Raw genomic sequence first — 22855 nt, 5'->3', positions numbered from 1 at the left:
GACCACCACAGTGGCCGCGGCGACCGCGATCAGCCCCCGCCGCTGCCTCAACGGCTTCGACGGCTTCACCTGCTTCGCCGACGAGCGGCGCCTGTGCTGGCTCACGGCGCCAACCTACGGCCCCGGGTGGATCGCGGGTGTCCACCACGCGTTCCGAAACTCTCCCGTCCGGGTGAAATTCGGGCATCCGTCGGACACCTCATGACCACTCCCGATAACGTGGTGACGCACTTCTCACTCTTCTGCACCGCATCCCCTGCCGCACCGTCCGTGACGCGAGGATCCACACTGCCTGCGCACCGCCTCCCCCACCTTCCCGGCCGAGTGGCCATACCGGCGCTGCCCGAGCAGTCCCGCACCTCACCGTCCCCGAATTCGCTGGCGGGGTTCAACACCGCGTCCCCCGAGGACGCCCGCCACACCCTCCTCACCTGCCTCCACAGCCACCACTGGTCCCGCCGCCTCACCGACCACCGCCCCTACCCCGACCTCGACTCCCTGCTCGCCGCGTCCGACGAGGCGTCGTACGACCTGACGGCGGGAGACCTGGCGGAAGCGCTGGCCGGCGAGTCCCTCCCCGTCCTCCCGGCCGACACCTACGAGGCCGCCCACATGGCCCTCGACGCGGCCCACGCGGCTTACGAGGCCCGCTTCGGCCACGTGTTCGTCATCTGCCCGGACGGAATCGCCCCGGACGAGGTTCTGGACCACGTACTGGCAGGCATCCGATCACGCTTGACGAACGACCCGGAGGAGGAACGGGTGGTGGTGGCGGAGGAGCTACGGCGCCTGGCAAGAGGGCGCCTGCTGAATGTTTTCAGTCTTTAGGGGCGCGGGGCTGTGACATTTGCGGCTCCGCCGCGGGGCGCGCCCAGCCACAACGGCGCCGCACCCGGCAAACAACACGAACCCCCCACCCATTAGCCGCCCGAAACTAGCCCGTCCGTACCCCTTTGGGTGCCATTTTGATCACACCAGCAGGCCCGCCGTAAGACCCACATCAACGGCTGGATACGATGCTGAGGGCCGGTGGACCGTACCCGGCCGGGCCCGACCGACAGAGAAGCCGGCGCGGCCCTAAATCCCCGCTCCCGGAGGGTTCTTCCGTGCCGGCTGGAACGCTGTACCGCGGCCGGGAAGGAATGTGGTCCTGGGTGGCTCATCGAGTCACCGGCGTCCTCATCTTCTTCTTCCTGTTCGTACACGTGCTGGACACCGCTCTCGTGCGTGTCTCCCCCGAGGACTACGACAAGGTCGTAGCCACCTACAAGACGCCGATCGTGGGCCTGCTGGAGTACGGCCTCGTCGCCGCCATCCTGTTCCACGCCCTCAACGGCCTGCGCGTCATCGCCGTCGACTTCTGGTCGAAGGGCCCGCGCTACCAGAAGCAGATGCTCTGGTCCGTCGTCGGCCTGTGGCTCGTGCTCATGCTCGGGGCGATCTACCCCGTGCTCGGCCACGCCGCTCGTGAACTCTTCGGGAGCTGACGCAGACGCATGTCAAACAACACAGTCACGTCTGAAACCGCGGCGTCGGGCATCGGCCCCGTCGAGAGTGCGTCCGTCTACAACGTAGACAACCCGGCGCCTCTCATCGAGGCCCCCCGCAAGCGCACCAAGAAGACCCCGAAGTCGACCCGGGGCAACTTCGAGATGTACGGCTGGCTCTTCATGCGCCTGTCCGGTGTCGTGCTGGTCGTCCTGGTCCTCGGCCACCTGCTGATCCAGCTCGTGCTGGACGGCGGTGTCTCCAAGATCGGCTTCGCCTTCGTGGCGGGCCGCTGGGCCTCGCCGTTCTGGCAGGTCTGGGACCTGCTGATGCTCTGGCTGGCGATGCTGCACGGCGCCAACGGCCTGCGCACGGTCATCAACGACTACGCGGAGCGCGCGAACACCCGGCTGTGGCTCAAGGGTCTGCTCTACACCGCCACGGTGTTCACCATCCTGCTGGGCACGCTGGTGATCTTCACCTTCGACCCGAACATCCGCTAGGCCACCGGGCTGAGGGACTGAGGAATTCTGATGAAGATCCACAAATACGACACCGTCATCGTCGGCGCCGGCGGCGCCGGTATGCGCGCCGCGATCGAGTCGACGAAGCGCAGCCGCACCGCCGTCCTGACGAAGCTCTACCCCACCCGCTCCCACACGGGCGCCGCGCAGGGCGGTATGGCCGCCGCGCTCGCCAACGTGGAGGAGGACAACTGGGAGTGGCACACCTTCGACACGATCAAGGGCGGCGACTACCTGGTCGACCAGGACGCCGCCGAGATCCTGGCGAAGGAGGCCATCGACTCGGTCCTCGACCTGGAGAAGATGGGCCTGCCGTTCAACCGCACGCCCGACGGCACGATCGACCAGCGGCGTTTTGGTGGTCACTCGCGTAACCACGGCGAGGCGCCCGTCCGCCGGTCCTGCTACGCGGCCGACCGCACCGGCCACATGATCCTCCAGACGCTGTACCAGAACTGCGTGAAGGAGGGCGTGGAGTTCTTCAACGAGTTCTACGTCCTCGACCAGCTGATCGCCGATGTCGACGGCGTGAAGACGTCGGTGGGCGTCGTCGCGTACGAGCTGGCGACCGGCGAGATCCACGTCTTCCAGGCGAAGGCCGTGATCTACGCGTCCGGCGGCTGCGGCAAGTTCTTCAAGGTGACGTCGAACGCGCACACCCTGACCGGCGACGGCCAGGCCGCCGTGTACCGGCGCGGGCTGCCGCTGGAGGACATGGAGTTCTTCCAGTTCCACCCGACCGGCATCTGGCGCATGGGCATCCTGCTGACGGAGGGCGCCCGCGGTGAGGGCGGCATCCTCCGCAACAAGGACGGCGAGCGCTTCATGGAGAAGTACGCGCCGGTCATGAAGGACCTCGCGTCCCGTGACGTCGTCTCCCGCTCGATCTACACGGAGATCCGAGAGGGCCGCGGCTGCGGTCCCGAGGGCGACCACGTCTACCTCGACCTCACGCACCTCCCGCCGGAGCAGCTGGACGCCAAGCTGCCCGACATCACGGAGTTCGCGCGCACCTACCTCGGTATCGAGCCGTACACGGACCCGATCCCGATCCAGCCCACCGCGCACTACGCGATGGGCGGCATCCCGACGAACGTCGAGGGTGAGGTCCTCACCGACAACACCACCGTCGTCCCGGGCCTGTACGCGGCCGGCGAGGTCGCCTGCGTGTCGGTGCACGGCGCCAACCGCCTCGGCACCAACAGCCTTCTCGACATCAACGTGTTCGGGCGCCGGGCGGGCATCGCGGCGGCGGAGTACAGCCAGAAGGCGTCGTACGTCGAGCTGCCGGAGGACCCGGCGCAGCAGGTCATCGACCAGGTCGAGCACCTGCGCAACTCGACGGGCACCGAGCGCGTGGCGGTCATCCGCCGCGAGCTCCAGGAGTGCATGGACGCCAACGTCATGGTGTTCCGCACCGAGCAGACGATCAAGACGGCGGTCGAGAAGATCGCGGAGCTGCGCGAGCGCTACCGCAACGTCTCGATCCAGGACAAGGGCCGCCGTTTCAACACGGACCTGCTGGAAGCGATCGAGCTCGGCAACCTCCTGGACCTCGCCGAGGTCATGGCGGTCTCCGCGCTCGCCCGCAAGGAGTCCCGCGGCGGTCACTACCGCGAGGACTACCCCAACCGCGACGACGTCAACTTCATGCGCCACACCATGGCGTACCGCGAGGTCGGCGACGACGGCACCGAGTCCATCCGTCTCGACTACAAGCCGGTCGTCCAGACCCGCTACCAGCCGATGGAGCGTAAGTACTGATGGCTACCCCTGTTCTGGACAAGGCGGAAGCGGCCGGCCAGCCCGAGCCCGGCTTCGCCGACTCCCCGTACATCACGGTCACCTTCCGCATCCGCCGCTTCAACTCCGAGGTCTCGGCGGAAGCGGTCTGGGAAGACTTCCAGATGGAGATCGACCCCAAGGAGCGCGTCCTCGACGGCCTCCACAAGATCAAGTGGGACATCGACGGCACGCTCACGTTCCGCCGCTCGTGCGCCCACGGCATCTGCGGCTCGGACGCGATGCGGATCAACGGCAAGAACCGTCTTGCCTGCAAGACCCTGATCAAGGACCTCAACCCCGAGAAGCCGATCACGGTCGAGCCGATCAAGGGTCTGACGGTCCTGAAGGACCTGGTCGTCGACATGGACCCGTTCTTCCAGGCGTACCGCGACGTGATGCCGTTCCTGATCACCAAGGACACGAACGAGCCCACGCGCGAGCGTCTCCAGACGGCCGAGGACCGCGAGCGCTTCGACGACACGACGAAGTGCATCCTCTGCGCGGCCTGCACGTCCTCGTGCCCGGTCTTCTGGAACGACGGCCAGTACTTCGGTCCGGCCGCCATCGTCAACGCCCACCGTTTCATCTTCGACTCGCGTGACGAGGCGGGCGAGCAGCGCCTGGAGATCCTCAACGACCGTGACGGCGTGTGGCGTTGCCGCACGACCTTCAACTGCACGGACGCGTGCCCGCGAGGCATCGAGGTCACGAAGGCGATCCAGGAAGTGAAGCGGGCGCTGATCACTCGGCGCTTCTGAGGTTGTTTTCTGTACGGCTGTGAAGGCCCCGTTTCCGAGTTGGGAACGGGGTCTTCTGGCGTGCGGCAACCCGTTTGGGTGAACGTGATCGTCAAGGACATACCGGCGTTGTCCGGCCTACGATGATGCTCTCGACACCAGCCCACAGGAGGCACCTGATGTCCGCAGCAGCTGTTGAGCGTTCCCCCGGGAACCGGCCGCTGACGGCCCTGGTCAACGAGATCATGGAGAGTCGTCCGGGCTACCGCGTCGAGATCATCGGAGACCAGCTCCTCGTGACCCCGTCCCCGGACGCCCCCCACGCTCGCGCCCTGGACCGGTTGAGGGCTCCCTTCGCCGCGGCCGGACTGGCCGGAGGCGACACCGAAGTACTCCAGAACATCAGCATTTGGCTCCCTGACGGTCCCGAGGACTACGCGACCCCCGATCTGTCCGTGGTCGATGCCGACATCGACACGCACCTCGTCGAGAACAACTGCTACGACCCCGTGGTCTTCCGCCTGGTCCTGGAAGTCACCTCAAGCAACTGGAAGGTGGACCTCCAGACCAAGGTGACCGCCTACGCCAACGCCAATGTCCCGGTGTACGTGATCATCGACCGCAAGCACCAGCGCATCCACGTCCTCACCGAACCGGCGAAGGACGAGTACGCCAACCACCGCATCCACGCCTCAGGCGAACTCGTCACCCTTCCCGACACCCTCGGCGCGAAGGTCACCCTCGACGTGGCGGAGATCCTCAAGGCGGGCCAGCCCAAGAACAACTGATCTCGCCGCTCGGCTCACAACCGGCTCAGGATCGTCGGGCAATCCCGGGCCTGCGCCGATCATCGCTCTAACCTGACGGCATGTCAGATGAAGAGTCGTACGAACTTCTCGGCTTCGACAACCTCCTCCTCCCCGTCGGGGACCTCGCCGAGGCCGTCCCCTTCTACGAACGCGCCGGATTCACCGTCGGGTTCCGGCTCGACGAGGCCGGGATCGCGATCCTGAAGGTCGGGGGCGAGACACCCGGGGTACTGCTGCGGCAGGAGGACGGGCTGGGACACAGACCACCCCCCTGGCCCTCGCCGCGCGTGTGGCTGGAGGTCCCGGACGCGCGGAAGGCGGCCCAGCACCTCACCGCCGCCGGTATCCCCCTCCTCGACGCGCCGTTCTCCGTGGCCACCGGGTGGACCGTCGAGATCGCCGACCCCTGGGGCAACGTCATCGGGTTCACCGACTACTCGAAGCGGCCGGAGCTGGCCCGGCGGGTGTGACGCAGGTCCCAGCGCAAGCGAGTTGAACACGTTCAAAAATGCTCCTACAGTTCTTCCTGTCAGCGTTTTTGAACGTGTTCAAGAAGGGGGAGGCGCATGGACCGCACGGTCATCGCCTACGTCATCTACCTGATCGTCAGCATCGGGCTCACCATCTGGGTGGCCCGGACGCTCAGCCGCAACGGGCGGATCTTCCTCGCCGACGTCCTACGGGGGAACGAAAAACTCGCGGAGGCCGTGAACCACCTCCTAGTAGTGGGCTTCTACCTCGTCAACCTCGGGTTCGTCGCCCTGTACCTCAGCGGCGACGGCACCATCGACGACACCCGGGGCATCTTCGAGGCCCTGTCGAAGAAGGTGGGCGTGGTGCTGCTGGTGCTCGGGGTGATGCACCTGGGGAACGTGTTCGTGCTGAACAAGATCCGGCGGCGCGGGGTCATGGAGCGGGAGCAGGTGCCGCCCATCGCGCCGCAGGGCTGGGTTCCGCCGACGGCCGGGGCGTGACGGGGGTGGCCCCGGCCCTCGGCGGGACCCAGGACCGGGACGCCTCGCGCGTCCCGGTCCGCGGGCTCACCGTCCTCTACGACGCCGACTGCTCCCTGTGCACCTTCCTGCGCGACTGGCTCGTACGGCAGCCGCAGTTGGTGCCCCTGGAGCTGGTACCGGCGTCCTCCGAAGAGGCCCGGCGGCGCTTTCCCGGGCTCGATCACCGGGCCACCCTCGACGAGATCACCGTCGTCGGCGACTCCGGGCAGGTGTACCAGGGCGCCGCCGCCTGGATCGTCACCCTGTGGGCCCTGCGCGAACAGCGGCCCCTGGCGCACCGGTTGAGCACCCCGACCGGGGCCCGGCTCGCCAAGGGCGCCGTGCTCGGCGCCGCCATGTGGCGCGGGGCGCAGTGGGGCGCCGGGCGGTGGGGCGGTGGTGTCTACCGGCAGGGGGACGGGTGGACGTACGACCCGAGGAGCGGGTGGTCGTACACCGGACCGGGCTGCGCCGGCGGTTCCTGCTCCACTGGATAGGCTCTGTCTCCGTGCCCGAGAAGAACGACAGCCCCCAAGAGGACGGCGGTACGCCCGCCAGGTCCGCGAAGTCCGAACAGACCCGTGCGCTCATCCTGGAGACGGCCATGCGGCTGTTTCAGGAGCACGGCTACGACAAGACGACGATGCGGGCGATCGCCAAGGAGGCGGGCGTCTCGGTCGGCAACGCGTACTACTACTTCGCCGGCAAGGAGCACCTGATCCAGGGCTTCTACGACCGGATCGCCGAGGAGCACCGGCTCGCGGTCCGCGAGGTGCTGGACCGGGAGACCGATCTGGAGGCGCGGCTCGCGGGCGTGCTGCGGGTGTGGCTGGACATCGCGAAGCCGTACCACGAGTTCGCGGTGCAGTTCTTCAAGAACGCCGCCGACCCGGACAGCCCGCTCAGCCCGTTCTCCCCGGAGAGCGAGCACGCGCGTGTGCAGGCCATCAGCGTCCACAAGGAGGTGCTGTTCGGCGCGAAGACCAAGGTGGCGCCCGAACTGCGGGATGTCCTGCCCGAGTTGATGTGGCTCTCGCAGATGGGGCTCGTGCTGTATTGGGTGTTCGACCGGACCGAGGGGCGTGAGCGGAGTTACCGGCTCGCCGAGCGCGGCGCCCGCCTCACCGCGCGCGGGGTGTCCCTCGCGCGCTTCCGGGTGCTGCGGCCCCTCGTCCTGGAGGTGCACGAGCTGTTCACGGACTTCCTGCCGGGCATGACCCACGCGCTGCCCGACCCGGCGAAGGCGAAGAAGGAGAAGCGCGGGGCGCCCGCCGCCGGACCTGCCGACGACGAACGCCCCTGAGCACTCAGGTCAGTCGACGGGCTCAGTTGACGGCGTCCACCTCGCCCTCCGCGAGCTCGACGTCGTAGACCAGCGGGCCGTCCGCCACCGCCACGTGGCGGGCGATCGAGCCGTACGAAGTGGCCGTCGTCGCCAGGAGGTAGGTCCCGGGGCCCGGCACCGACACGATGTACGAGCCGTCCGCCAGGGACTCGACGCGGTCCAGTTGGCGGCCGCCCGCCGAGAGGAGCGTCACCGCCGCGCCCTCCACGGGCTCGCCCTCGGCCGTACGGACGAAACCGTGGACGGCCGACGCCGGGCCCTCCTGGGCGGCCTGTACGGGCTCCTCGGCGGGCTCCACGGCGAGGTGCGGCAGCGCCTTGTCCAGCCAGCCGGGCAGCCACCAGTTGGACTTGCCGAGCAGGTGCATCGCGGCCGGCACCAGGGCCGTACGCAGGATGAAGGCGTCGAGGGCGACCGCGGCGGCCAGGCCGACGCCTGCCGTCGCCGCGCCGGAGTTGCCGCTGAGGACGAAGGCCAGGAAGACGCAGACCATGATCAGGGCCGCGCTGTTGATGACGCGGCTGGTCTCCGCGAGGCCGACGCGGACCGCGCGGGCGTTGTCCTTGGTGTGGACCCACTCCTCGTGCATACGGCTCACCAGGAACACCTGGTAGTCCATGGAGAGGCCGAACAGCAGGGACAGCATGATGACCGGCAGGAAGGCGTTGATCGGGCCCTCCTTGCCGAGGCCGAGCATGTCCAGGCCCCAGCCCCACTGGAAGATCGCCACCAGGACACCGAAGGAGGCCGCCGCCGCGATGAGGTTCATCAGGGCGGCTGTCAGCGGGACCACGAGCGAACGGAAGGCGAGCAGGAGGAGCAGGAAGCTCAGGCCGATGATCGTCGCGACGAAGAGCGGGAGGCGGTCGCCCGTGACGGTCGCGAAGTCCTTCGAGATCGCGGTCACACCGCCTACGTGGCCGGTCACGCCGGCCTCGGGTATCACCTTGTCGCGCAGGGTGTCGATCAGGTCGTCCGTCTCCACGGACTGCGGTGAGGTCTTCGGGACGACCTGGATCACCGTCACGCCGTGCGCGGCCGGCAGCGCGGCGACCTGGGCCACGTCCTTCGTCCCCTGGATGTCCTTGACCAGCGTGGCGGTGTCGCCGCCCGAAGTGACCACCTGGAGGGGGCCGTTGAAGCCCGGCCCGAAGCCGTCGGCGAGCAGGTCGTACGCCTGCCTGGTGGTCGTCGACGTGTCGTCGTTGCCCTGGTCGGTGGCGCCGAGGCGCAACGACAGGATGGGGAAGGCGAGGACGGCCATCACGACTAGGGCGAACACGGCGATCCGGCGCGGGCGCTTCTGCACGGCGGCCGACCAGCGAGCCGCGAGGTTGTCGGTGCGCTCCGGCTCGGCCCCGGTCGCGGCCAGCTTGCGCCGCTGCTTGCGGCTGAGCACCCGCACGCCCAGGAAGCCGAGCAGGGCGGGCAGCAGCGTCGTGGCCGCGAGCACGCTCAGGACCACCGTGAGCGAGGTGCCGATGACCACGCCGTCCAGGAAGCGCAGGTTCGTCACCAGCATCCCGGCGAGCGCGATGCACACCGTGCCGCCCGCGAACAGCACCGCGCGCCCCGAGGTGTTGAGGGCGACGACCGCCGACTCCTCGGGATCCAGGCCGCGTTGGACGCCTCGCCTGTGCCTGGTGACGATGAACAGGGCGTAGTCGATGCCGACGCCGAGGCCGATCAGGGTGGCCAGCAGCGGGGCCAGATCGGGGATGTCGGTGGTGTGGCTGAGGAGCTGGGTGGCGAACAGGCCCGTGCCGACGCCGAAGACGGCGATGCCGATCGGGAGCATCATCGCGTAGAACGAACCGAAGGCCAGGAACAGGACGACGGCCGCCGCGATGATGCCGACCCCCTCGGCTATGCCGCCCGGCGGCTCCTCCACCCGCTGTACGGCCTGGCCGCCCAACTCGACCTGGAGACCCTCGCGTCCGGCGTCCTGCGCGGTGTCCACGACGTTCTGGACGAGGTCCTTGGGGACGGCGTTCGCCTGCTCGGCGAAGGTGATCTGCGCGTACGCGATCGTCCCGTCCGAGCTGATCTGCGTCGCGCCCCGGGCGCCGGAGTACGGGCCGGTGACCGCGCCGACGCCCTTCATGCCGGCGATCTCGTCGAGAACGGGCTGGATCCGGGTCCGTACGGACTGGTCCCGCACTGATCCCGAGTCGACCTTCCACACCACCGTGTCGGTGTCGCCCGAGCTGTTCGGGAACGCCTTCTCCATCAGGTCGTACGCGCGCTTGGAGTCCGTGTCCGGGAGGGAGAACACGTTCGCGTAGTTCGTACCGGCCGTAGAGGCCGAGAAGCCCAGGCCGAACAGTGCCCCCACCCACAGCAACAGGACCACCAGCCGGTGCCGATAGCACCACCGTGCCAATGCCGCCACTCTCAACGCTCCTTATTCGAAACCGAGTTGAATACATCGGTCGGTCGATCGGTTGGTTGGTCCCCCAGGTCCTGGGCTACAGAATTGGCGGCGGCACGCACGCGTGGACACGCATCGGCCATGACTCTCAAGGAACTCCAAAGACCGAACCGGCCCGACTGTCAGTGCCCCGGCCGATACTGGGGGCATGACGGCTCCAGGAACCGTGCTGGTGGTGGAGGACGAACCGAGCATCGCGGACGTCCTCGCCATCGCGCTGCGCTACCACCGCTTCGAGGTGATGGTCGCGGGCACCGTGCGCGAGGCGCTCGCGCTGGCCGAGCGCACCCGCCCGGACTGCGCGCTACTCGACGTGATGCTCCCGGACGGCGACGGCCGCGCCCTGGGGCACGAGCTGCGCGCCCGCAGGCCCGAGCTGGCGGTCGTCTTCCTCACCGCGCGGGACGCGCCGGCCGAGATCGTCGGCGCGCTCGGCTTCGGCGACGACTACATCACCAAGCCGTTCGACATCGACGTGGTCGTCGCCCGCATCACCGCCGTCCTGCGCCGCACCCGCCCCGCCGACGTCCTCCCCCAGCGCCCGCCGCTGCGCTACGGCGACCTGGAGCTGGACGAGACGACGTACTCGGTGCACCGCGCGGGCCGCTCGGTCGAGCTGACCCCCACCGAGTACGCCCTGCTGCGCTTCCTGGTGCGCAACGGCGGCCGGGTCGTGCCCAAGGAGCAACTCCTGCGCCACGTCTGGCAGTACGAGCACACCCCGCCGGAGTCGACCGTCGTCGAGACCTACATCAGCTATCTGCGGCGCAAGCTGGAGACCCTGGGACCGCCCGTGATCACCACGCGGCGGGGCGTCGGATACGGGCTCGCATGAGGAAGTTCCACCTCCCGAACTGCGAGCGTGGGGTCCACTCCCTGCGCGCCAAGCTGACCCTCGCGAACCTCGCGCTGCTGGCGCTCGGCATCGTCATGGCCACCGCCGTCAGCCTCATGGGCATGCGGCACTACCTGCTCGCCCAGGTCGACACCGAGCTGACCAAGTCCCGTGACTCGCTGGGCGGTTCGCAGCTCACCATGCAACAGCTCAACACGCTGAGCACCCTGGCCGGCCTCGGCGACCAGCTGATGCCCCAGGGGGGCGCCGGCTCACCGAACCAGGACAAGGTGTTCGCGGCGGTCGACTCCCGGGGCAAGGTGCTCACCATCGCCGGCTTCGCCCCGACCGCCGACCAGCGGGCGCTCGCCGCCCTCTTCAGCGACCCGGCCGCACTGGCCGCCGACGGCACACCGCGCGACATCTCGCTGCGCGACGACCCGTACCGCGCGATCGGGACCCGGCTCTCCGACGGCACGTACATCCTGATCGCGGCCTCCACCGGCGGCCTCCACCACGCCATGGCCAAGGCCCTCAAGCTGGACCTCGCCTTCGGCAGCCTGCTGCTCGCGCTGCTCGCCGCGCTGACCATGATGAGTGTGCGGCGGCGGATGCTGCCCCTGGAGGACATGGTCGAGACCTCGACGGCCATCGCCGAGGGCGATCTGACCCGGCGCGTGCCCTCCAGCCACCATCGGACGCAGGAGGTCGAGCAGCTGCGGGTCGCCCTCAACTCCATGCTCCACCAGGTGGAGTCGGCGTACCGCACGCGCGAGCGTACGGCGGCCCAGCTGCGCCGCTTCGTGGCCGACGCCTCGCACGAACTGCGCACCCCGCTGTCGGCGATACGCGGCTACCTCCAGCTGTACGACAAGGGCATGCTGACCGAGCCCGACGAGCGCAAGCGGGCCTGGGACCGAATGAACGCGGAGGCGGACCGCATGGGCCGTCTCGTCGACGAACTCCTCACGCTGGCCCGCCTGGACCAACAGCCCGAACTGCGCTTCCGGAACGTCGATCTGAGCCGCCTGGTGCGCGACGCCGCCGAGGATCTCCGGGTGCAGCAGCCCGAGCGGCCCGTCACGGTCGGCGCCGACGGCTCCCTCCTGGTGCGCGCCGACGAGTCGGGCCTGCGCCAGATACTCGGCAACCTGATGACCAACGTCCGCACCCACACCCCCTCCGACGTGCCCGTACGGCTCGGCGTGGAGCGCGAGGACGGGGTCGTACGGCTGTGTGTCGCCGACCAGGGTCCGGGGCTCTGCCAGGACGACGCGGCGCGCATCTTCGACCGCTTCTTCCGGGCGGGCGGCGGCGCGGGCAGCGGCCTGGGGCTGGCGATCGTGCAGGGCGTCGTCAAGGCGCACGGCGGTGACGTGGCAGTGCGGACGGCACCGGGCGAGGGGCTCGCGGTGACGGTGACCCTGCCGACGCGGGCGCCCGTGCCGTCGTAGGAGCCGGCGGGAATCAGGGGGCCTGCACCAGGGCCCACACCGTCTTGCCGTGGGTGCCGCGGCTCCAGACGCCCCAGGCGGCCGCGATGCCCTCCACCAGGTGGAGACCGCGGCCGGCCTCCTCCAGGGCCGTCACAACCCGCAGGCGGGGCTCCAGGCGGCCCTCGTCCGACACCTCTATGAGGCAGGAGCCGTCCGCGAGGGCCGTCACGGCCACCTCGAACTCCCGCTCCAGGAGCGGCCCGTGGCGTACGACGTTGGTCGCCAGCTCGGACACGAGCAGTACCGCGTCCTGGAGCGCCGGATCGTCACTCCGGTGTCCCCAGTCGGACAGATGGTCCCGGACCCGGCGCCGGGCGAGACCCACGGACGCCGGGTGCCGGGGCAGCCGGAAGGAGTTGCGTCTGACCACGTCGGCTCCTCACCCCACCCACACCTCCGTCACATGGTGCTGCGTGCGATGGCCGACCGGTGTCACTCGGACAAAAGATCGAACAAAGGTCAGCGCCCGGAGGCGTCAGATCCAGTCCAGCGCCCACAGCCGGAACACGCCGGTGCCGTCCGTGAGATAGGAGATGCCGCCGACGTCCTCGCTGCTCACGACGTACTCCTTGCGCTGCCACAGCGGGATCAGCGGCACGTCCGCGGCCACGTCGGACTGGAGGTCGCGGAAGTCGGCGTCGACGCGGCTGCGGTCGGCGAACTTCTGGCTGCTGAGGATCAGTTGGTCGACGATCTTGTTGCTGTAGCCGGTGTTCATGGTGGAGCCGGTGCCGACGAGCGGGGAGCCGAAGGTGTCCGGGTCGGGGTAGTCGGCGACCCAGCCGACGGCGTACGCGTCCAGCTTGCCGGTCGCCCAGCGCTTCTGGAAGTCGGTCCACTCGTAGCCCTTGACGTCCACCTTGAAGAGCCCGCCCACCTCCAGCTGCTTCTTCAGCTCGGCGGCCTCCTCCTTGCCGGAACCGTGCCCGATGCCGTAGCCGTAGGTGAAGTGCACCGGGAGGGAGACGCCGGCCTCTTCGAGGAGTGCTTTCGCCTTTTTGGTGCTCTGGGAGGGGTAGTCGTCGAAGAAGGACGTCGTGTGGCCGACGATCCCGGTGGGGATCAGCGAGTACAGCGGGTCGACCGTGTCGTCGTACACCGTGGCGGCCAACTGCTCGCGGTTGATCAGCCAGGCCATGGCCCGCCGGACGAGGACGTCGTGCAGGGGCGTGCCCTTACGGGTGTTGAGGTACAGGTTGCGGGTCTCGGAGCTGTCCGCCTCCGACACCCGCTGGTCGGGGTCGCTCGCGGAGAGCCCGGAGAGCATCTTCGGCGGCAACTGGCGGGTGGCGACCTCCACCTGCTTCGCCTTGTACGCCTTCTGCAACGCGTCCGAGTCGGCGTAGTACCGCAGCTCGATCGGGCTCCCGGTGTTCTTGACGGCACCCTTGTAGTGGCCGTTCGGCGAAAGGACCGCCTTCTTGTCCTTCGTATACGTGGACAGGGTGTACGGGCCGGTGCCGTCGACCTGGTAGCCGTTGCGCGGGGCGTCCTTCGGGTACTTGGTGCTGTCGACGATCGCACCGGCGCCGGTGGCCACCTTGAACGGGAACGTGGCGTCCGGGGACGACAGATGGAAGGTGACGGTCATCCCGGAGGCGTCGACCGAGCCGAGCGTGGAGAGCAGGGCCGCCGGACCGACATCGGAGTTGATCTTCTTGACCCGGTCGAAGGAGAACTTCACGTCCTCGGCGGTCATCGCGCGCCCGCTCGGGAAGGTGAGCCCCTCGCGCACCACACAGCGGTACGTCGTGAGCCCGCCGCCCACGAACGCGCAGCTCTTGGCCGCGTCCGGCACGGGTGTCGTACCGCCCGACTCGAACGTCATCAGTGACTGGAAGACGTTGCTGTACAGCGCCCAGGAACCGGCGTCGTACGCGGCGGCCGGGTCGAGGGACGTGACAGCGTCCGTCGTCCCGACCGTGATCGTCCTGTCGTTGCTCCCGTCGGACGGCAGCAACTGCCAGCCCCCGACTCCCACGGCCGCCAGAACCAGCAGCGTCGCGAGAATCCGTATGCGAACCGACCGCATCGGTGTGCCCTCCCAAGGGCCCTCCCGGGCCCCTCGCATATGCCACTCCCCTAGTGGCGCGGATCACCTAACCACAGGAGTTTCGCCCGGGGGAAGAGGGTTCTGCCGAGATGAGAAAGAACTTACCGCCGGGTGTTAATTGCCCGTTTCACAGCCGACTCTCAGCCAGTTCGCAGACATGTTCCGGCATCGGCGATTAAGCCTGTTTCGAGGCCAGTTCGACGACCGTGATGTCCGACGGCGCCCCCACGCGCGTGGGCGGTCCCCACGCGCCGGCGCCCCTGCTGACGTACAGCTCTGTGTCGCCGTACCGCTCCAGGCCCGCGACCGTCGGATTGGCCGCCGCCGCGACGAAGTTGCCGGGCCACAATTGGCCGCCGTGGGTGTGCCCGGAGAGCTGGAGGTCGACGTTGTGCTTCACGGCCTCATGGATCTGTACGGGCTGATGCGCGAGCAGCACGCACGCGCGCGTGGTGTCCCGGTCGCCGAGCGCCTTCCCGAAGTCGGGCCCCTGCCCCTCGCTCTCGCCCTGGAGGTCGTTGACCCCGGCGAGGTCGAACCCGGCCAGTTCGGTACGGGCGTTCTCCAGGGGGTGGATCCCGAGTCGCCGCACCTCCTCGACCCAGGCGGCGGCACCGGAGAAATACTCATGATTACCGGTGACGAAAAAGTTGCCGTGGCGCGCCTTCAGCCCGGCCAGGGGTGCTGCCGCGGGCCCCAGGTTCTTGACACTCCCGTCGACCAGGTCGCCGACGACGGCGATCAGATCGGGCTGGGTCGCGTTGATCGTGTCGACGACCTTCTGCGCGAACCCCCGCCCCAGGAGCGGCCCCAGATGAATGTCACTGACGACCGCGATCCTGAACCCGTGCGCCGACCGCGGCAGTTTGGCCAACGGCACGGTGACCCGCTTGACACTCGGCCCGCGCAGCACGCCGTAGGTGCCGTACCCGACGGTTCCCACGGCCGCGGCGGCGGCCGCACCCCCGACGACACGGGAGACGAAGAGCCGACGGGAGGGGACGGCGAGCGGAGCACTCCTCCGCGGCGCTTCAGGGACCGCCTCAGAGGCTGTTTCGGGGACGGTCGCGAAGGCCGGGGCCTCGCGCTCCTCCACGGCCGTCTCGGGCCGCCCACGCCGTTCGAGGAGCCGGCGCAGCAGCGGCCGTAGGACCTCGCCCGCGAGGACGGCCAGCAGGAGGTAGATCGCCAGGGCCATCCACAGGAAACCGGGCCAGCCCAGGGCTTGTTGGAGCCAGAAGGGTGCGCCGCCGCGTTCGGCGGCCAGGGCCGCGATCATCAGCACCGGGCCGGCGACGAGCACGGCCGTGCCGGTGATGCGGGCCGGGCCCCACGCGCGCGTGGTGTCGCGGACGAGGCGGCGCCAGACGTACCAGTGGAGCCCGCCGAGGACGGCGACGGCGATCAGGGCCACGAGGGCGATGACGAGGATGGCCACTTCTTTATGACGTCCCGCGCAGTGCGCGCAGTCCACGCAACCCGAGGCCCCCGATGACCGTCCCCAATACGAAGGAGACGATGGCGAGGGTCAGATGCACCCAGAAGTACGCCGTCGGGTGGCCGTCGTCGAAGGCCAGTCCGCTGCTGTCCGCAACCAGGTTTTTGACGAAAGTGACCCAGATGACCCAGCTCCACACCCCGAAGGCGAGCAGGAACCAGGAGACGGGGCGGCTGAGCTTCATGAGTCCAGTATCGCCGTCGTCCCCGGGGGCCCGTGTCCGGGGTGTGGCCGGTGACGGGACTTCGGGTCCCCCGGCATGTACGTTCTCGTCCGTGCCCGCTCCACTACAGACCATCAGGCGATCCCTGCTGGTGCTTTCCGCCGCCCTGTCGTCCCTCGCGCTCACCGCGCCCGTCGCCCTCGCGGCTCCGAGTCCGACTCCCACCCCGACCGCGACTCCGACCGCGACCCCGAGTTCGTCGGCGAGTTCGTCGGCGACTCCTACGGCCACTCCCCCGGCCAACATGTCGTCGGTGGGCGGCACCCGCCTCGGCCAGGCGGGGACGCAGGTCAATCTGACGTCCAGCGTCCCGGTGCTGCCGAAGGACGTGACCGCGCGGTCGTGGATCGTGAGCGACGCCGAGTCGGGCGCGGTGCTCGCCGCGCACAACGCGCACTGGCGGCTGCCTCCGGCGAGCACCCTGAAGATGCTGTTCGCGGACACCGTGCTGCCGAAGTTCCCGAAGACGACCGAGCACAAGGTCGTCGCGTCCGACCTGGCCGGCATGGGCGCCGGTTCGAGCCTGGTCGGGATAAAGGAGGGCGAGAGCTACACGGTCCGCGACCTGTGGCTCGGTGTCTTCCTGCGTTCCGGCAACGACGCGGTGCACGTCCTGTCCCACATGAACGGGGGCGTCGCGAAGACCGTCTCCGACATGAACGCGCATGCCCAGGACCTCCAGGCACTCGACACGCGCGTGGTGACGCCGGACGGCTACGACGAGCCGGGGCAGGTCTCGTCGGCGTACGACCTGACGCTGTTCGCGCGCTCCGGGCTCCAGAAGAAGGACTTCCGGGAGTACTGCTCGACGGTGAGCGCGAAGTTCCCGGGCGAGACGACGAAGAAGAAGGGCAAGTCGGTCCGCGGGACCTTCGACATCCAGAACACCAACCGGCTGCTGAGCGGCGACTCGGACGTGTCGGTGTACCCGGGCATCGCGGGCGTCAAGAACGGCAACACCACCAACGCGGGCGCCACCTTCACCGGCGTCGCCGAGCGCGACGGCAAGGTGCTGCTGGTCACCGTCATGAACCCGGAGAAGGACGAGCACAACGAGGTCTACAAGGAGGCCGCGAAGATCCTCGACTGGGGCTTCCAGGCGGACGGGAAGGTCCAGCCGGTGGGTGAGCTCGTCGCGCCCAAGAACGTCCCGCAGGCGAGCGCACAGCCGGGTGCTACGGCCACCGGGGAGGCGGGCGGCGACACGTCCACGAAGCCGGGCGCCGGTAATTCGGCCTCGGCCGCGGAGGAGGACGGTTCGAGCGGGGTGGGGATCGCGCTCGCGGTCACCGGCGGGCTGCTGGTGCTGCTCGCGGCCGGTGTCTTCCTGGTCAACCGGCGCTGGCCGCTGCCGGATCTGGTCCGGCGTCGTCGTCCCTGACCTTCGGGTTCTCGGTCTCGTCGGCCGGGTCGTACGCGTCGTCCTCGGGGTCCCCCTTGGACGGCGTCGCCGTCCAGGCGGCGCAGAACAGGACCAGCTTCGAGGTGAAGTTCATCCACAGCAGCAGCGCCACGGGGACGCCGAACGCGCCGTACATGCTCTTCGCGGCCACGCCCTGGATGTAGCCGCTGAGCAGCAGCTTCAGCAGTTCGAAGCCGACCGCGCCGATCAGTGCGGCCACGGAGAGGCGGCGGCGCGGGGGTTCGACGCCGGGCAGCAGCGTCAGGACGTACAGCAGGAGCAGGAAGTCGACGAGCACGGCGACGCCGAACGCGGCGATACGCAGGAGGATCCCGCCCCAACCGCCCTCCACCAGGCCCAGTTCGCGGCTGATCCAGTCGACCAGGGCGGAGGCGACGGTGGAGACGGCGATCGTCGCGAGGACGGCACCGCCCAGGCCGATCAGCACGCCGGTGTCGATGAGCTTGCGCAGGAGGGGGTTCTCGTCGCGGTCTGGCAGCTCCCACACCGCGCGCAGACACTCCCGCATCGAGCCGACCCAGCCGATGCCGGTGAACAGCAGGACGGCACCGGCGATGAGACCGATGGTGCCCGCGTTGTCCACCAGGGAACCGATGTTGAGCTGGTCGGAGATACCGGGGACCTGCTCGGCGATCTTGTCCTGAAGTTCGTGCTGCTGGTCTGTGCTCAGGGTGGCGGCGGCGATGGCTGCGGCCACGGTCAGCAGCGGGAACAGCGCGATGAAGCTGATGAATGTCATCGCGGCGGCCAGCTGCGACCACTTCACCCGGTCCAGCCGCTCGTACGACCGCCACGCGTGCGTGAGCATCAGGCGCGCCACCAGCGGCCCGATGAGGGGGAGCTTCTTCAGCCAGTCCATGATCCGATTCTGCCCTCGTCCTGGGAGACCGATGTGCGGGTACCCCGGGAACGCGCGCGTGGCGCCCTGTTGAGCGGCATCCGATTAATCGCCCATTTCAGGGAGGGCGCCGACGCCGTACGACTAACCACCCATAAGTGGGCGATACGGTCACAGGCATGCGTCCTCCACAGTCCCTCCTCGTCCTCGGCGGCACGTCCCGGATCGCGCTGGCCACCGCCCGCCGGATGATCGCGCGCCGCACCCGCACGGTGTGGCTGGCGGGCCGCCTGTCGCCCGCCCTGGAGAGTGCCGCTTCGGAACTGCGTGCCCTGGGGGCCGTGGTCCACACCGTCGCCTTCGACGCGCTCGACCCCGACTCCCACGAGACCGTCCTCGGCAAGGTCTTCGCCGAGGGCGACATCGACATGGTCCTGCTCGCCTTCGGCGTCCTCGGCGACCAGGCCCAGGACGAGCGCGACCCGGCCGCCGCGGTGCGGGTCGCGCGGACCAACTACATCGGTGCCGTCTCGTCCGGCCTCGTCAGCGCCCGGGCCCTGCAGAGCCAGGGCCACGGCTCCCTGGTGGTGCTCTCCTCGGTCGCCGGCGAGCGGGCCCGCCGCGCGAACTTCATCTACGGCTCCAGCAAGGCCGGCCTGGACACCTTCGCCCAGGGGCTGGGCGACGCGCTGCACGGCACGGGCGTGCACGTCATGGTCGTACGCCCGGGGCTCGTACGGTCGAGGACCATGGCCGACCCGAAGGCGGCCTCGCTCACGACCACCCCCGAAGCCGTCGCCACAGCCATCGAACTGGGCCTGCGCCGAGGCTCGGAGACGGTGTGGGTGCCGGGGACGCTGCGCGTGCTGACGTCGGCGCTGCGGCACCTGCCACGGACGCTGTTCCGGCGGCTGGCGGTCTGACCGCGCCCAGGGCCTGTCCGGCCTCAGTGGCTGGGGATCGTGCCGCGCTCGGTGTGGGCCGCCTGGGGTGGTACGACGGCTGCGCCGAAGGCGAACTCGCGGAGCTTGCGCCAGACGCCGTCGGGGCCCTGTTCGTAGAGCGCGAAGCCGGTGCACGACCACTCCGCGCGGTAGTCGGCGAGCGCTTCGAAGGCACGGTCCATCAGCTCGTCGTCGATGCCGTGCGCCACGGTGACGTGCGGGTGGTACGGGAAGTGCAGCTCGCGCGCCACCGGCCCTGAGGTGTGGCGGATCTGCTTCTGGAGCCAGGTGCAGGCGGAGCCGCCCTCGACCACCTGGACGTAGACGACCGGGGACAGCGGCCGGAAGGTCCCGGTGCCGGACAGCCGCATCGGGAAGGGGCGCCCGGCGGTGGCGACGTCGATGAGGTGGGCCTCGATCGCGGGCAGTTGCGAGGCGTCGACCTCGGTCGGCGGCAACAGCGTGACGTGCGTGGGGATGCCGTGAGCCGCGGCGTCGCCGAAGCCCGCGCGCCGCTCCTGGAGCAGGCTGCCGTGAGGCTCCGGGACCGCGATCGACACGCCGATCGTTACGGTCCCCACGTCGTCTCCTGTCGTCCTGTCGGTGGTCCTGATGGTGAGCGGGAGCGGCGCGCATGCGGCCACCCGGCTATCGACTGTACGGCCACACCTGAGTTGTGGGCAGGCGCAACCGTAGTGATGTGCAGCGCTCTGCCCAGTGGTACTTCAGTGCGGTCGTACGCCTCAGTGCTTGGCGGGCAGGAAGCCGACCCGGTCGTACGCCTGGGCGAGGGTCTCGGCCGCGACGGCTCGCGCCTTCTCCGCGCCCTTGGCCAGGATCGAGTCGAGCGTCTCCGGGTCGTCCAGGTACTGCTGGGTGCGCTCCCGGAACGGCGTCACGAACTCGACCATGACCTCGGCGAGGTCCGTCTTGAGCGCGCCGTACATCTTGCCCTCGTAGTCCCGCTCCAGCTCCGCGACCGACTTGCCGGTGAGGGTCGAGTAGATCGTGAGCAGGTTGCTGATGCCCGGCTTGTTCCCGACGTCGTAGAGGATCACGGTGTCCGTGTCGGTGACCGCGCTCTTGACCTTCTTGGCGGTGGTCTTCGGGTCGTCGAGGAGGTTGATGAGGCCCTTCGGAGTGGACGCCGACTTGCTCATCTTGATCGACGGGTCCTGAAGGTCGTAGATCTTCGCCGTCTCCTTGAGGATGTACGGCTTCGGGATCGTGAAGGTCTCGCCGAAGCGGCCGTTGAAGCGCTCGGCGAGATCGCGGGTGAGCTCGACGTGCTGGCGCTGGTCCTCGCCGACCGGGACCTCGTGCGCCTGGTACAGCAGGATGTCGGCGACCTGGAGGATCGGGTACGTGAACAGGCCGACGCTGGCGCGGTCGGCGCCCTGCTTGGTGGACTTGTCCTTGAACTGGGTCATGCGCGACGCCTCACCGAAGCCGGTCAGGCAGTTCATGACCCAGGCGAGCTGGGCGTGCTCGGGGACATGGCTCTGGACGAACAGCGTGCAGCGCTCCGGCTCCAGCCCGGCGGCCAGCAGCTGCGCGGTGGCGAGCCGGGTGTTGGCGCGCAGGTCCGCCGGGTCCTGCGGGACCGTGATCGCGTGCAGGTCGACGACCATGTAGAACGCGTCGTGGGACTCCTGCAAGGCCACCCACTGGCGGACGGCGCCGAGGTAGTTGCCAAGGTGGAACGAGCCTGCTGTGGGCTGGATTCCGGAGAGCACGCGGGGACGATCTGAGGCCATGCTCACCATTCTCTCAGGTCCCGGGACCCGGTCCGGAACTGGTCGGAAACAGGTGGGAACCGATGGGGCCCCGGCGGTGTAACAAGAGTGTGAGAACGCGGGAGGGGGGCCGCATCGTCGATGAGGCCGCGGTGATCGCACGCGTACGCGCCGGAGAGCCGGAGGCGTACGCGGAGCTGGTGCGGGCCCACACGGGCATCGCGCTCAGGGCGGCCGCGGCACTCGGGGCGGGAGCGGACGCGGAGGACGTGGTGCAGCAGGCCTTCGTCAAGGCGTACTGCGCGCTGGGCAGGTTCCGGGACGGCGCGGCGTTCAAGCCGTGGCTGCTGTCGATCGTCGCCAATGAGACGAGGAACACAGTGCGTACGGCGGCGCGTCAGCGCACGCTCGCCGGCCGGGAGGCGGCGTTCGCGGAGGCCGAGCCGCTGATACCGGAATCGGCGGACCCGGCGGTCGCCACGCTGGAGACGGAGCGCCGCGCGGCCCTGCTGTCCGCCCTGGAGCAGCTCAGCGAGGAGCACCGCCTGGTCGTGACCTACCGCTATCTCCTGGAGATGGACGAACCGGAGACGGCCCAGGCCCTGGGCTGGCCACGCGGCACGGTGAAGTCCCGGCTGAACCGCGCGCTGAGGAAACTCGGGCGGCTGCTGCCGGATTTCCGGCCTCGGGAAGGGGGTGATGAGTGTGAGTGACGGACGGGAGCCGCACGAGGGTGCGCCTCGGCTGCCGGACGAGCTGCGGGCGCTGGGGCGTTCGCTGGACGCGCGGGGCGGTGGCGGAAGCGGGGCCGCCGCCGGGTCCGAGTCGATGGTCGAGAGGGTGCTGGCGCAGATACTGGCCGAGCAGATCCCGGTACCCGTCCAGGAGGCCGGGCCCACCGGGGTCCGGGCGCGGCTGCATGCCGTCCGGCGCTGGATGCGGACGCGGCGGCGGGCGCTGGTGGCGGCCCTGTGCGGTCTGCTGACGGTGCTCGTGCTCACGCCCCCGGTGCGGGCGGCGGTCTTCGACTGGTTCGGCTTCGGTGGGGTCGAGGTGCGGTACGACCCGTCGGCGGTGCCCTCGGCCGGTGCCTCGGTGCCGGGGTGCGGGCGGTCGGTGACGCTGGCGCAGGCCGGTCGGCGGGCCGGGTTCGAGCCGTTGGTGCCGGACTCGTTGGGCGTTCCGGACGCGGTGACGGTGACCGGCGAGCCGCGGGGGCGCTTCCTGGTGAGCCTGTGCTGGCGGGAGGGCGGGCACACGATCCGGGTCGACGAGTATCCGGCACGGCTGGACATCGGCTTCGTCAAGACGGTGCGCGAGCCGCCGGAGTGGCTGTCGCTGGGCGGGACCGTCTCGCCGGACGGCATCCAGGACCCGGCGCTGTGGTTCGCGCGACCGCATCTGCTGAGCTTCTGGCTGGTGGGCGCGGACGGGGGCCGTTATACGCGCGAGGAGCGGACGGCGGGACCGACGCTGCTGTGGACCCATGCGGGCGGTGGGGTTCCGGGCGGGGATCTGACGTTCCGTCTGGAGGGCGTGGGGTCGAAGCGGCGGGCCCTGGAGATCGCGCAGTCACTCGAACAGCGCCAGTAGTTTCGAGTACTGCGAGCGGAGTGGGAACCCCGGCGAGCCGAGCGGTGTACCAGAAGTGACAGGCGGCTCGCGGGCGCAGGAGTCCAGGGCGAGGAGGTAGTC

General features: G+C 69.4%; 24 protein-coding genes. 16 read left to right on the top strand and 8 right to left on the bottom strand.

Features of this window, described 5'->3' with window-relative positions; translation table 11 throughout:
• The first annotated feature begins 270 nt into the window (after positions 1 to 270).
• From ACNFOC_RS29110 to ACNFOC_RS29065, 10 genes are all read left to right on the top strand, one after another.
• On the top strand, positions 271 to 828 hold the full coding sequence (locus ACNFOC_RS29110; protein ID WP_416962052.1) for a 2-oxo-4-hydroxy-4-carboxy-5-ureidoimidazoline decarboxylase: 558 nt from the start codon (positions 271 to 273) through the stop codon (positions 826 to 828).
• Between the two features lie 278 nt (positions 829 to 1106).
• On the top strand, positions 1107 to 1487 hold the full coding sequence (gene sdhC / locus ACNFOC_RS29105; RefSeq protein WP_416962050.1) for a succinate dehydrogenase, cytochrome b556 subunit: 381 nt from the start codon (positions 1107 to 1109) through the stop codon (positions 1485 to 1487).
• A 9-nt stretch (positions 1488 to 1496) separates the two neighbouring features.
• A complete protein-coding gene (locus tag ACNFOC_RS29100; protein WP_416962049.1) occupies positions 1497 to 1991 on the top strand; it encodes a succinate dehydrogenase hydrophobic membrane anchor subunit in 495 nt (164 codons plus the stop codon).
• A 30-nt stretch (positions 1992 to 2021) separates the two neighbouring features.
• Positions 2022 to 3776, top strand: coding sequence for a succinate dehydrogenase flavoprotein subunit (sdhA, locus tag ACNFOC_RS29095; RefSeq protein WP_399115044.1), 1755 nt, complete (start codon positions 2022 to 2024; stop codon positions 3774 to 3776).
• Entirely contained in the window at positions 3776 to 4555 is a 780-nt protein-coding gene (locus ACNFOC_RS29090) for a succinate dehydrogenase iron-sulfur subunit (protein ID WP_416962048.1), read from the top strand. Before sdhA ends, ACNFOC_RS29090 begins: the two co-directional genes overlap by 1 nt.
• A 158-nt stretch (positions 4556 to 4713) precedes the next feature.
• Positions 4714 to 5322 (top strand): Uma2 family endonuclease, encoded by a 609-nt coding sequence (locus tag ACNFOC_RS29085; protein ID WP_416962047.1) that lies wholly within the window; start codon positions 4714 to 4716, stop codon positions 5320 to 5322.
• 80 nt (positions 5323 to 5402) lie between these two features.
• Entirely contained in the window at positions 5403 to 5813 is a 411-nt protein-coding gene (locus ACNFOC_RS29080) for a VOC family protein (protein WP_416962046.1), read from the top strand.
• Positions 5814 to 5909: 96 nt separating this feature from the next.
• Positions 5910 to 6317 (top strand): hypothetical protein, encoded by a 408-nt coding sequence (locus tag ACNFOC_RS29075; RefSeq protein WP_416962045.1) that lies wholly within the window; start codon positions 5910 to 5912, stop codon positions 6315 to 6317.
• Positions 6314 to 6835 (top strand): thiol-disulfide oxidoreductase DCC family protein, encoded by a 522-nt coding sequence (locus tag ACNFOC_RS29070; RefSeq protein WP_416962044.1) that lies wholly within the window; start codon positions 6314 to 6316, stop codon positions 6833 to 6835. Before ACNFOC_RS29075 ends, ACNFOC_RS29070 begins: the two co-directional genes overlap by 4 nt.
• An 11-nt stretch (positions 6836 to 6846) precedes the next feature.
• Positions 6847 to 7641 (top strand): TetR family transcriptional regulator, encoded by a 795-nt coding sequence (locus tag ACNFOC_RS29065; protein WP_416962043.1) that lies wholly within the window; start codon positions 6847 to 6849, stop codon positions 7639 to 7641.
• Positions 7642 to 7663: 22 nt separating this feature from the next.
• On the opposite strand, the gene ACNFOC_RS29060 is transcribed toward ACNFOC_RS29065, so the two are convergent.
• A complete protein-coding gene (locus ACNFOC_RS29060) occupies positions 7664 to 10066 on the bottom strand; it encodes an MMPL family transporter (RefSeq protein WP_416962051.1) in 2403 nt (800 codons plus the stop codon).
• Between the two features lie 196 nt (positions 10067 to 10262).
• Between ACNFOC_RS29060 and ACNFOC_RS29055 the strand changes: the two genes are divergently transcribed.
• Both ACNFOC_RS29055 and ACNFOC_RS29050 read left to right on the top strand, forming a co-directional pair.
• Positions 10263 to 10949 carry a response regulator transcription factor gene (locus ACNFOC_RS29055; RefSeq protein ID WP_416962042.1) on the top strand — a complete coding sequence of 229 codons (687 nt, stop codon included), beginning with the start codon at positions 10263 to 10265 and terminating at the stop codon, positions 10947 to 10949.
• Positions 10946 to 12403: a sensor histidine kinase gene (locus ACNFOC_RS29050; protein ID WP_416962041.1), complete on the top strand. Its 1458-nt coding sequence runs from the start codon at positions 10946 to 10948 to the stop codon at positions 12401 to 12403. The genes ACNFOC_RS29055 and ACNFOC_RS29050 overlap by 4 nt, the downstream gene beginning before the upstream one ends.
• Before the next feature lie 13 nt (positions 12404 to 12416).
• On the opposite strand, the gene ACNFOC_RS29045 is transcribed toward ACNFOC_RS29050, so the two are convergent.
• From ACNFOC_RS29045 to ACNFOC_RS29030, 4 genes are all read right to left on the bottom strand, one after another.
• Entirely contained in the window at positions 12417 to 12815 is a 399-nt protein-coding gene (locus tag ACNFOC_RS29045; RefSeq protein WP_416962040.1) for an ATP-binding protein, read from the bottom strand.
• 105 nt (positions 12816 to 12920) lie between these two features.
• On the bottom strand, positions 12921 to 14477 hold the full coding sequence (locus tag ACNFOC_RS29040) for an ABC transporter substrate-binding protein (RefSeq protein WP_416962039.1): 1557 nt from the start codon (positions 14475 to 14477) through the stop codon (positions 12921 to 12923).
• A gap of 196 nt (positions 14478 to 14673) precedes the next feature.
• The gene (locus ACNFOC_RS29035) at positions 14674 to 15936 is read right to left on the bottom strand and encodes a metallophosphoesterase (protein WP_416962038.1); all 1263 of its coding nucleotides are present in this window, start codon (positions 15934 to 15936) and stop codon (positions 14674 to 14676) included.
• A gap of 4 nt (positions 15937 to 15940) precedes the next feature.
• A complete protein-coding gene (locus tag ACNFOC_RS29030; RefSeq protein ID WP_405950120.1) occupies positions 15941 to 16180 on the bottom strand; it encodes an SCO4848 family membrane protein in 240 nt (79 codons plus the stop codon).
• A 91-nt stretch (positions 16181 to 16271) separates the two neighbouring features.
• Here ACNFOC_RS29030 and ACNFOC_RS29025 point away from each other — a divergent pair, with 91 nt between their 5' ends.
• Positions 16272 to 17600 carry a D-alanyl-D-alanine carboxypeptidase family protein gene (locus ACNFOC_RS29025; RefSeq protein WP_416962037.1) on the top strand — a complete coding sequence of 443 codons (1329 nt, stop codon included), beginning with the start codon at positions 16272 to 16274 and terminating at the stop codon, positions 17598 to 17600.
• On the opposite strand, the gene ACNFOC_RS29020 is transcribed toward ACNFOC_RS29025, so the two are convergent.
• Positions 17551 to 18501 (bottom strand): YihY/virulence factor BrkB family protein, encoded by a 951-nt coding sequence (locus tag ACNFOC_RS29020; protein ID WP_416962036.1) that lies wholly within the window; start codon positions 18499 to 18501, stop codon positions 17551 to 17553. The genes ACNFOC_RS29025 and ACNFOC_RS29020 overlap by 50 nt on opposite strands.
• A 158-nt stretch (positions 18502 to 18659) precedes the next feature.
• On the opposite strand from ACNFOC_RS29020, the gene dprE2 reads away from it, so the two are divergent.
• Positions 18660 to 19403, top strand: a complete 744-nt coding sequence (gene dprE2 / locus ACNFOC_RS29015; RefSeq protein ID WP_416962035.1) for a decaprenylphospho-beta-D-erythro-pentofuranosid-2-ulose 2-reductase — start codon at positions 18660 to 18662, stop codon at positions 19401 to 19403.
• A gap of 23 nt (positions 19404 to 19426) precedes the next feature.
• On the opposite strand, the gene ACNFOC_RS29010 is transcribed toward dprE2, so the two are convergent.
• Both ACNFOC_RS29010 and trpS read right to left on the bottom strand, forming a co-directional pair.
• A complete protein-coding gene (locus ACNFOC_RS29010; protein ID WP_416962034.1) occupies positions 19427 to 20005 on the bottom strand; it encodes a 2'-5' RNA ligase family protein in 579 nt (192 codons plus the stop codon).
• Between the two features lie 162 nt (positions 20006 to 20167).
• A complete protein-coding gene (gene trpS / locus ACNFOC_RS29005; protein WP_416962033.1) occupies positions 20168 to 21181 on the bottom strand; it encodes a tryptophan--tRNA ligase in 1014 nt (337 codons plus the stop codon).
• A 131-nt stretch (positions 21182 to 21312) separates the two neighbouring features.
• Between trpS and ACNFOC_RS29000 the strand changes: the two genes are divergently transcribed.
• Both ACNFOC_RS29000 and ACNFOC_RS28995 read left to right on the top strand, forming a co-directional pair.
• Positions 21313 to 21873 carry an RNA polymerase sigma factor gene (locus tag ACNFOC_RS29000; protein ID WP_328686379.1) on the top strand — a complete coding sequence of 187 codons (561 nt, stop codon included), beginning with the start codon at positions 21313 to 21315 and terminating at the stop codon, positions 21871 to 21873.
• Positions 21860 to 22753 carry a hypothetical protein gene (locus ACNFOC_RS28995; protein ID WP_416962032.1) on the top strand — a complete coding sequence of 298 codons (894 nt, stop codon included), beginning with the start codon at positions 21860 to 21862 and terminating at the stop codon, positions 22751 to 22753. The genes ACNFOC_RS29000 and ACNFOC_RS28995 overlap by 14 nt, the downstream gene beginning before the upstream one ends.
• Positions 22754 to 22855: the final 102 nt, after the last annotated feature.

This window comes from Streptomyces colwelliae, assembly GCF_048158785.1.
Taxonomy (GTDB): domain Bacteria; phylum Actinomycetota; class Actinomycetes; order Streptomycetales; family Streptomycetaceae; genus Streptomyces.
This window is presented reverse-complemented; position numbering and strand designations above follow the sequence as displayed.

Coding starts and splice junctions, on each gene's coding strand:
- ACNFOC_RS29020 (WP_416962036.1), bottom strand. CDS start 18,501: ATGGACTGGCTGAAGAAGCTCCCCCTCATCGGGCCGCTGGTGGCGCGC.
- ACNFOC_RS29050 (WP_416962041.1), top strand. CDS start 10,946: ATGAGGAAGTTCCACCTCCCGAACTGCGAGCGTGGGGTCCACTCCCTG.
- ACNFOC_RS29100 (WP_416962049.1), top strand. CDS start 1,497: ATGTCAAACAACACAGTCACGTCTGAAACCGCGGCGTCGGGCATCGGC.
- ACNFOC_RS29090 (WP_416962048.1), top strand. CDS start 3,776: ATGGCTACCCCTGTTCTGGACAAGGCGGAAGCGGCCGGCCAGCCCGAG.
- dprE2 (WP_416962035.1), top strand. CDS start 18,660: ATGCGTCCTCCACAGTCCCTCCTCGTCCTCGGCGGCACGTCCCGGATC.
- ACNFOC_RS29085 (WP_416962047.1), top strand. CDS start 4,714: ATGTCCGCAGCAGCTGTTGAGCGTTCCCCCGGGAACCGGCCGCTGACG.
- ACNFOC_RS29040 (WP_416962039.1), bottom strand. CDS start 14,477: ATGCGGTCGGTTCGCATACGGATTCTCGCGACGCTGCTGGTTCTGGCG.
- ACNFOC_RS28995 (WP_416962032.1), top strand. CDS start 21,860: ATGAGTGTGAGTGACGGACGGGAGCCGCACGAGGGTGCGCCTCGGCTG.
- ACNFOC_RS29080 (WP_416962046.1), top strand. CDS start 5,403: ATGTCAGATGAAGAGTCGTACGAACTTCTCGGCTTCGACAACCTCCTC.
- ACNFOC_RS29055 (WP_416962042.1), top strand. CDS start 10,263: ATGACGGCTCCAGGAACCGTGCTGGTGGTGGAGGACGAACCGAGCATC.
- sdhA (WP_399115044.1), top strand. CDS start 2,022: ATGAAGATCCACAAATACGACACCGTCATCGTCGGCGCCGGCGGCGCC.
- ACNFOC_RS29075 (WP_416962045.1), top strand. CDS start 5,910: ATGGACCGCACGGTCATCGCCTACGTCATCTACCTGATCGTCAGCATC.
- ACNFOC_RS29030 (WP_405950120.1), bottom strand. CDS start 16,180: ATGAAGCTCAGCCGCCCCGTCTCCTGGTTCCTGCTCGCCTTCGGGGTG.
- trpS (WP_416962033.1), bottom strand. CDS start 21,181: ATGGCCTCAGATCGTCCCCGCGTGCTCTCCGGAATCCAGCCCACAGCA.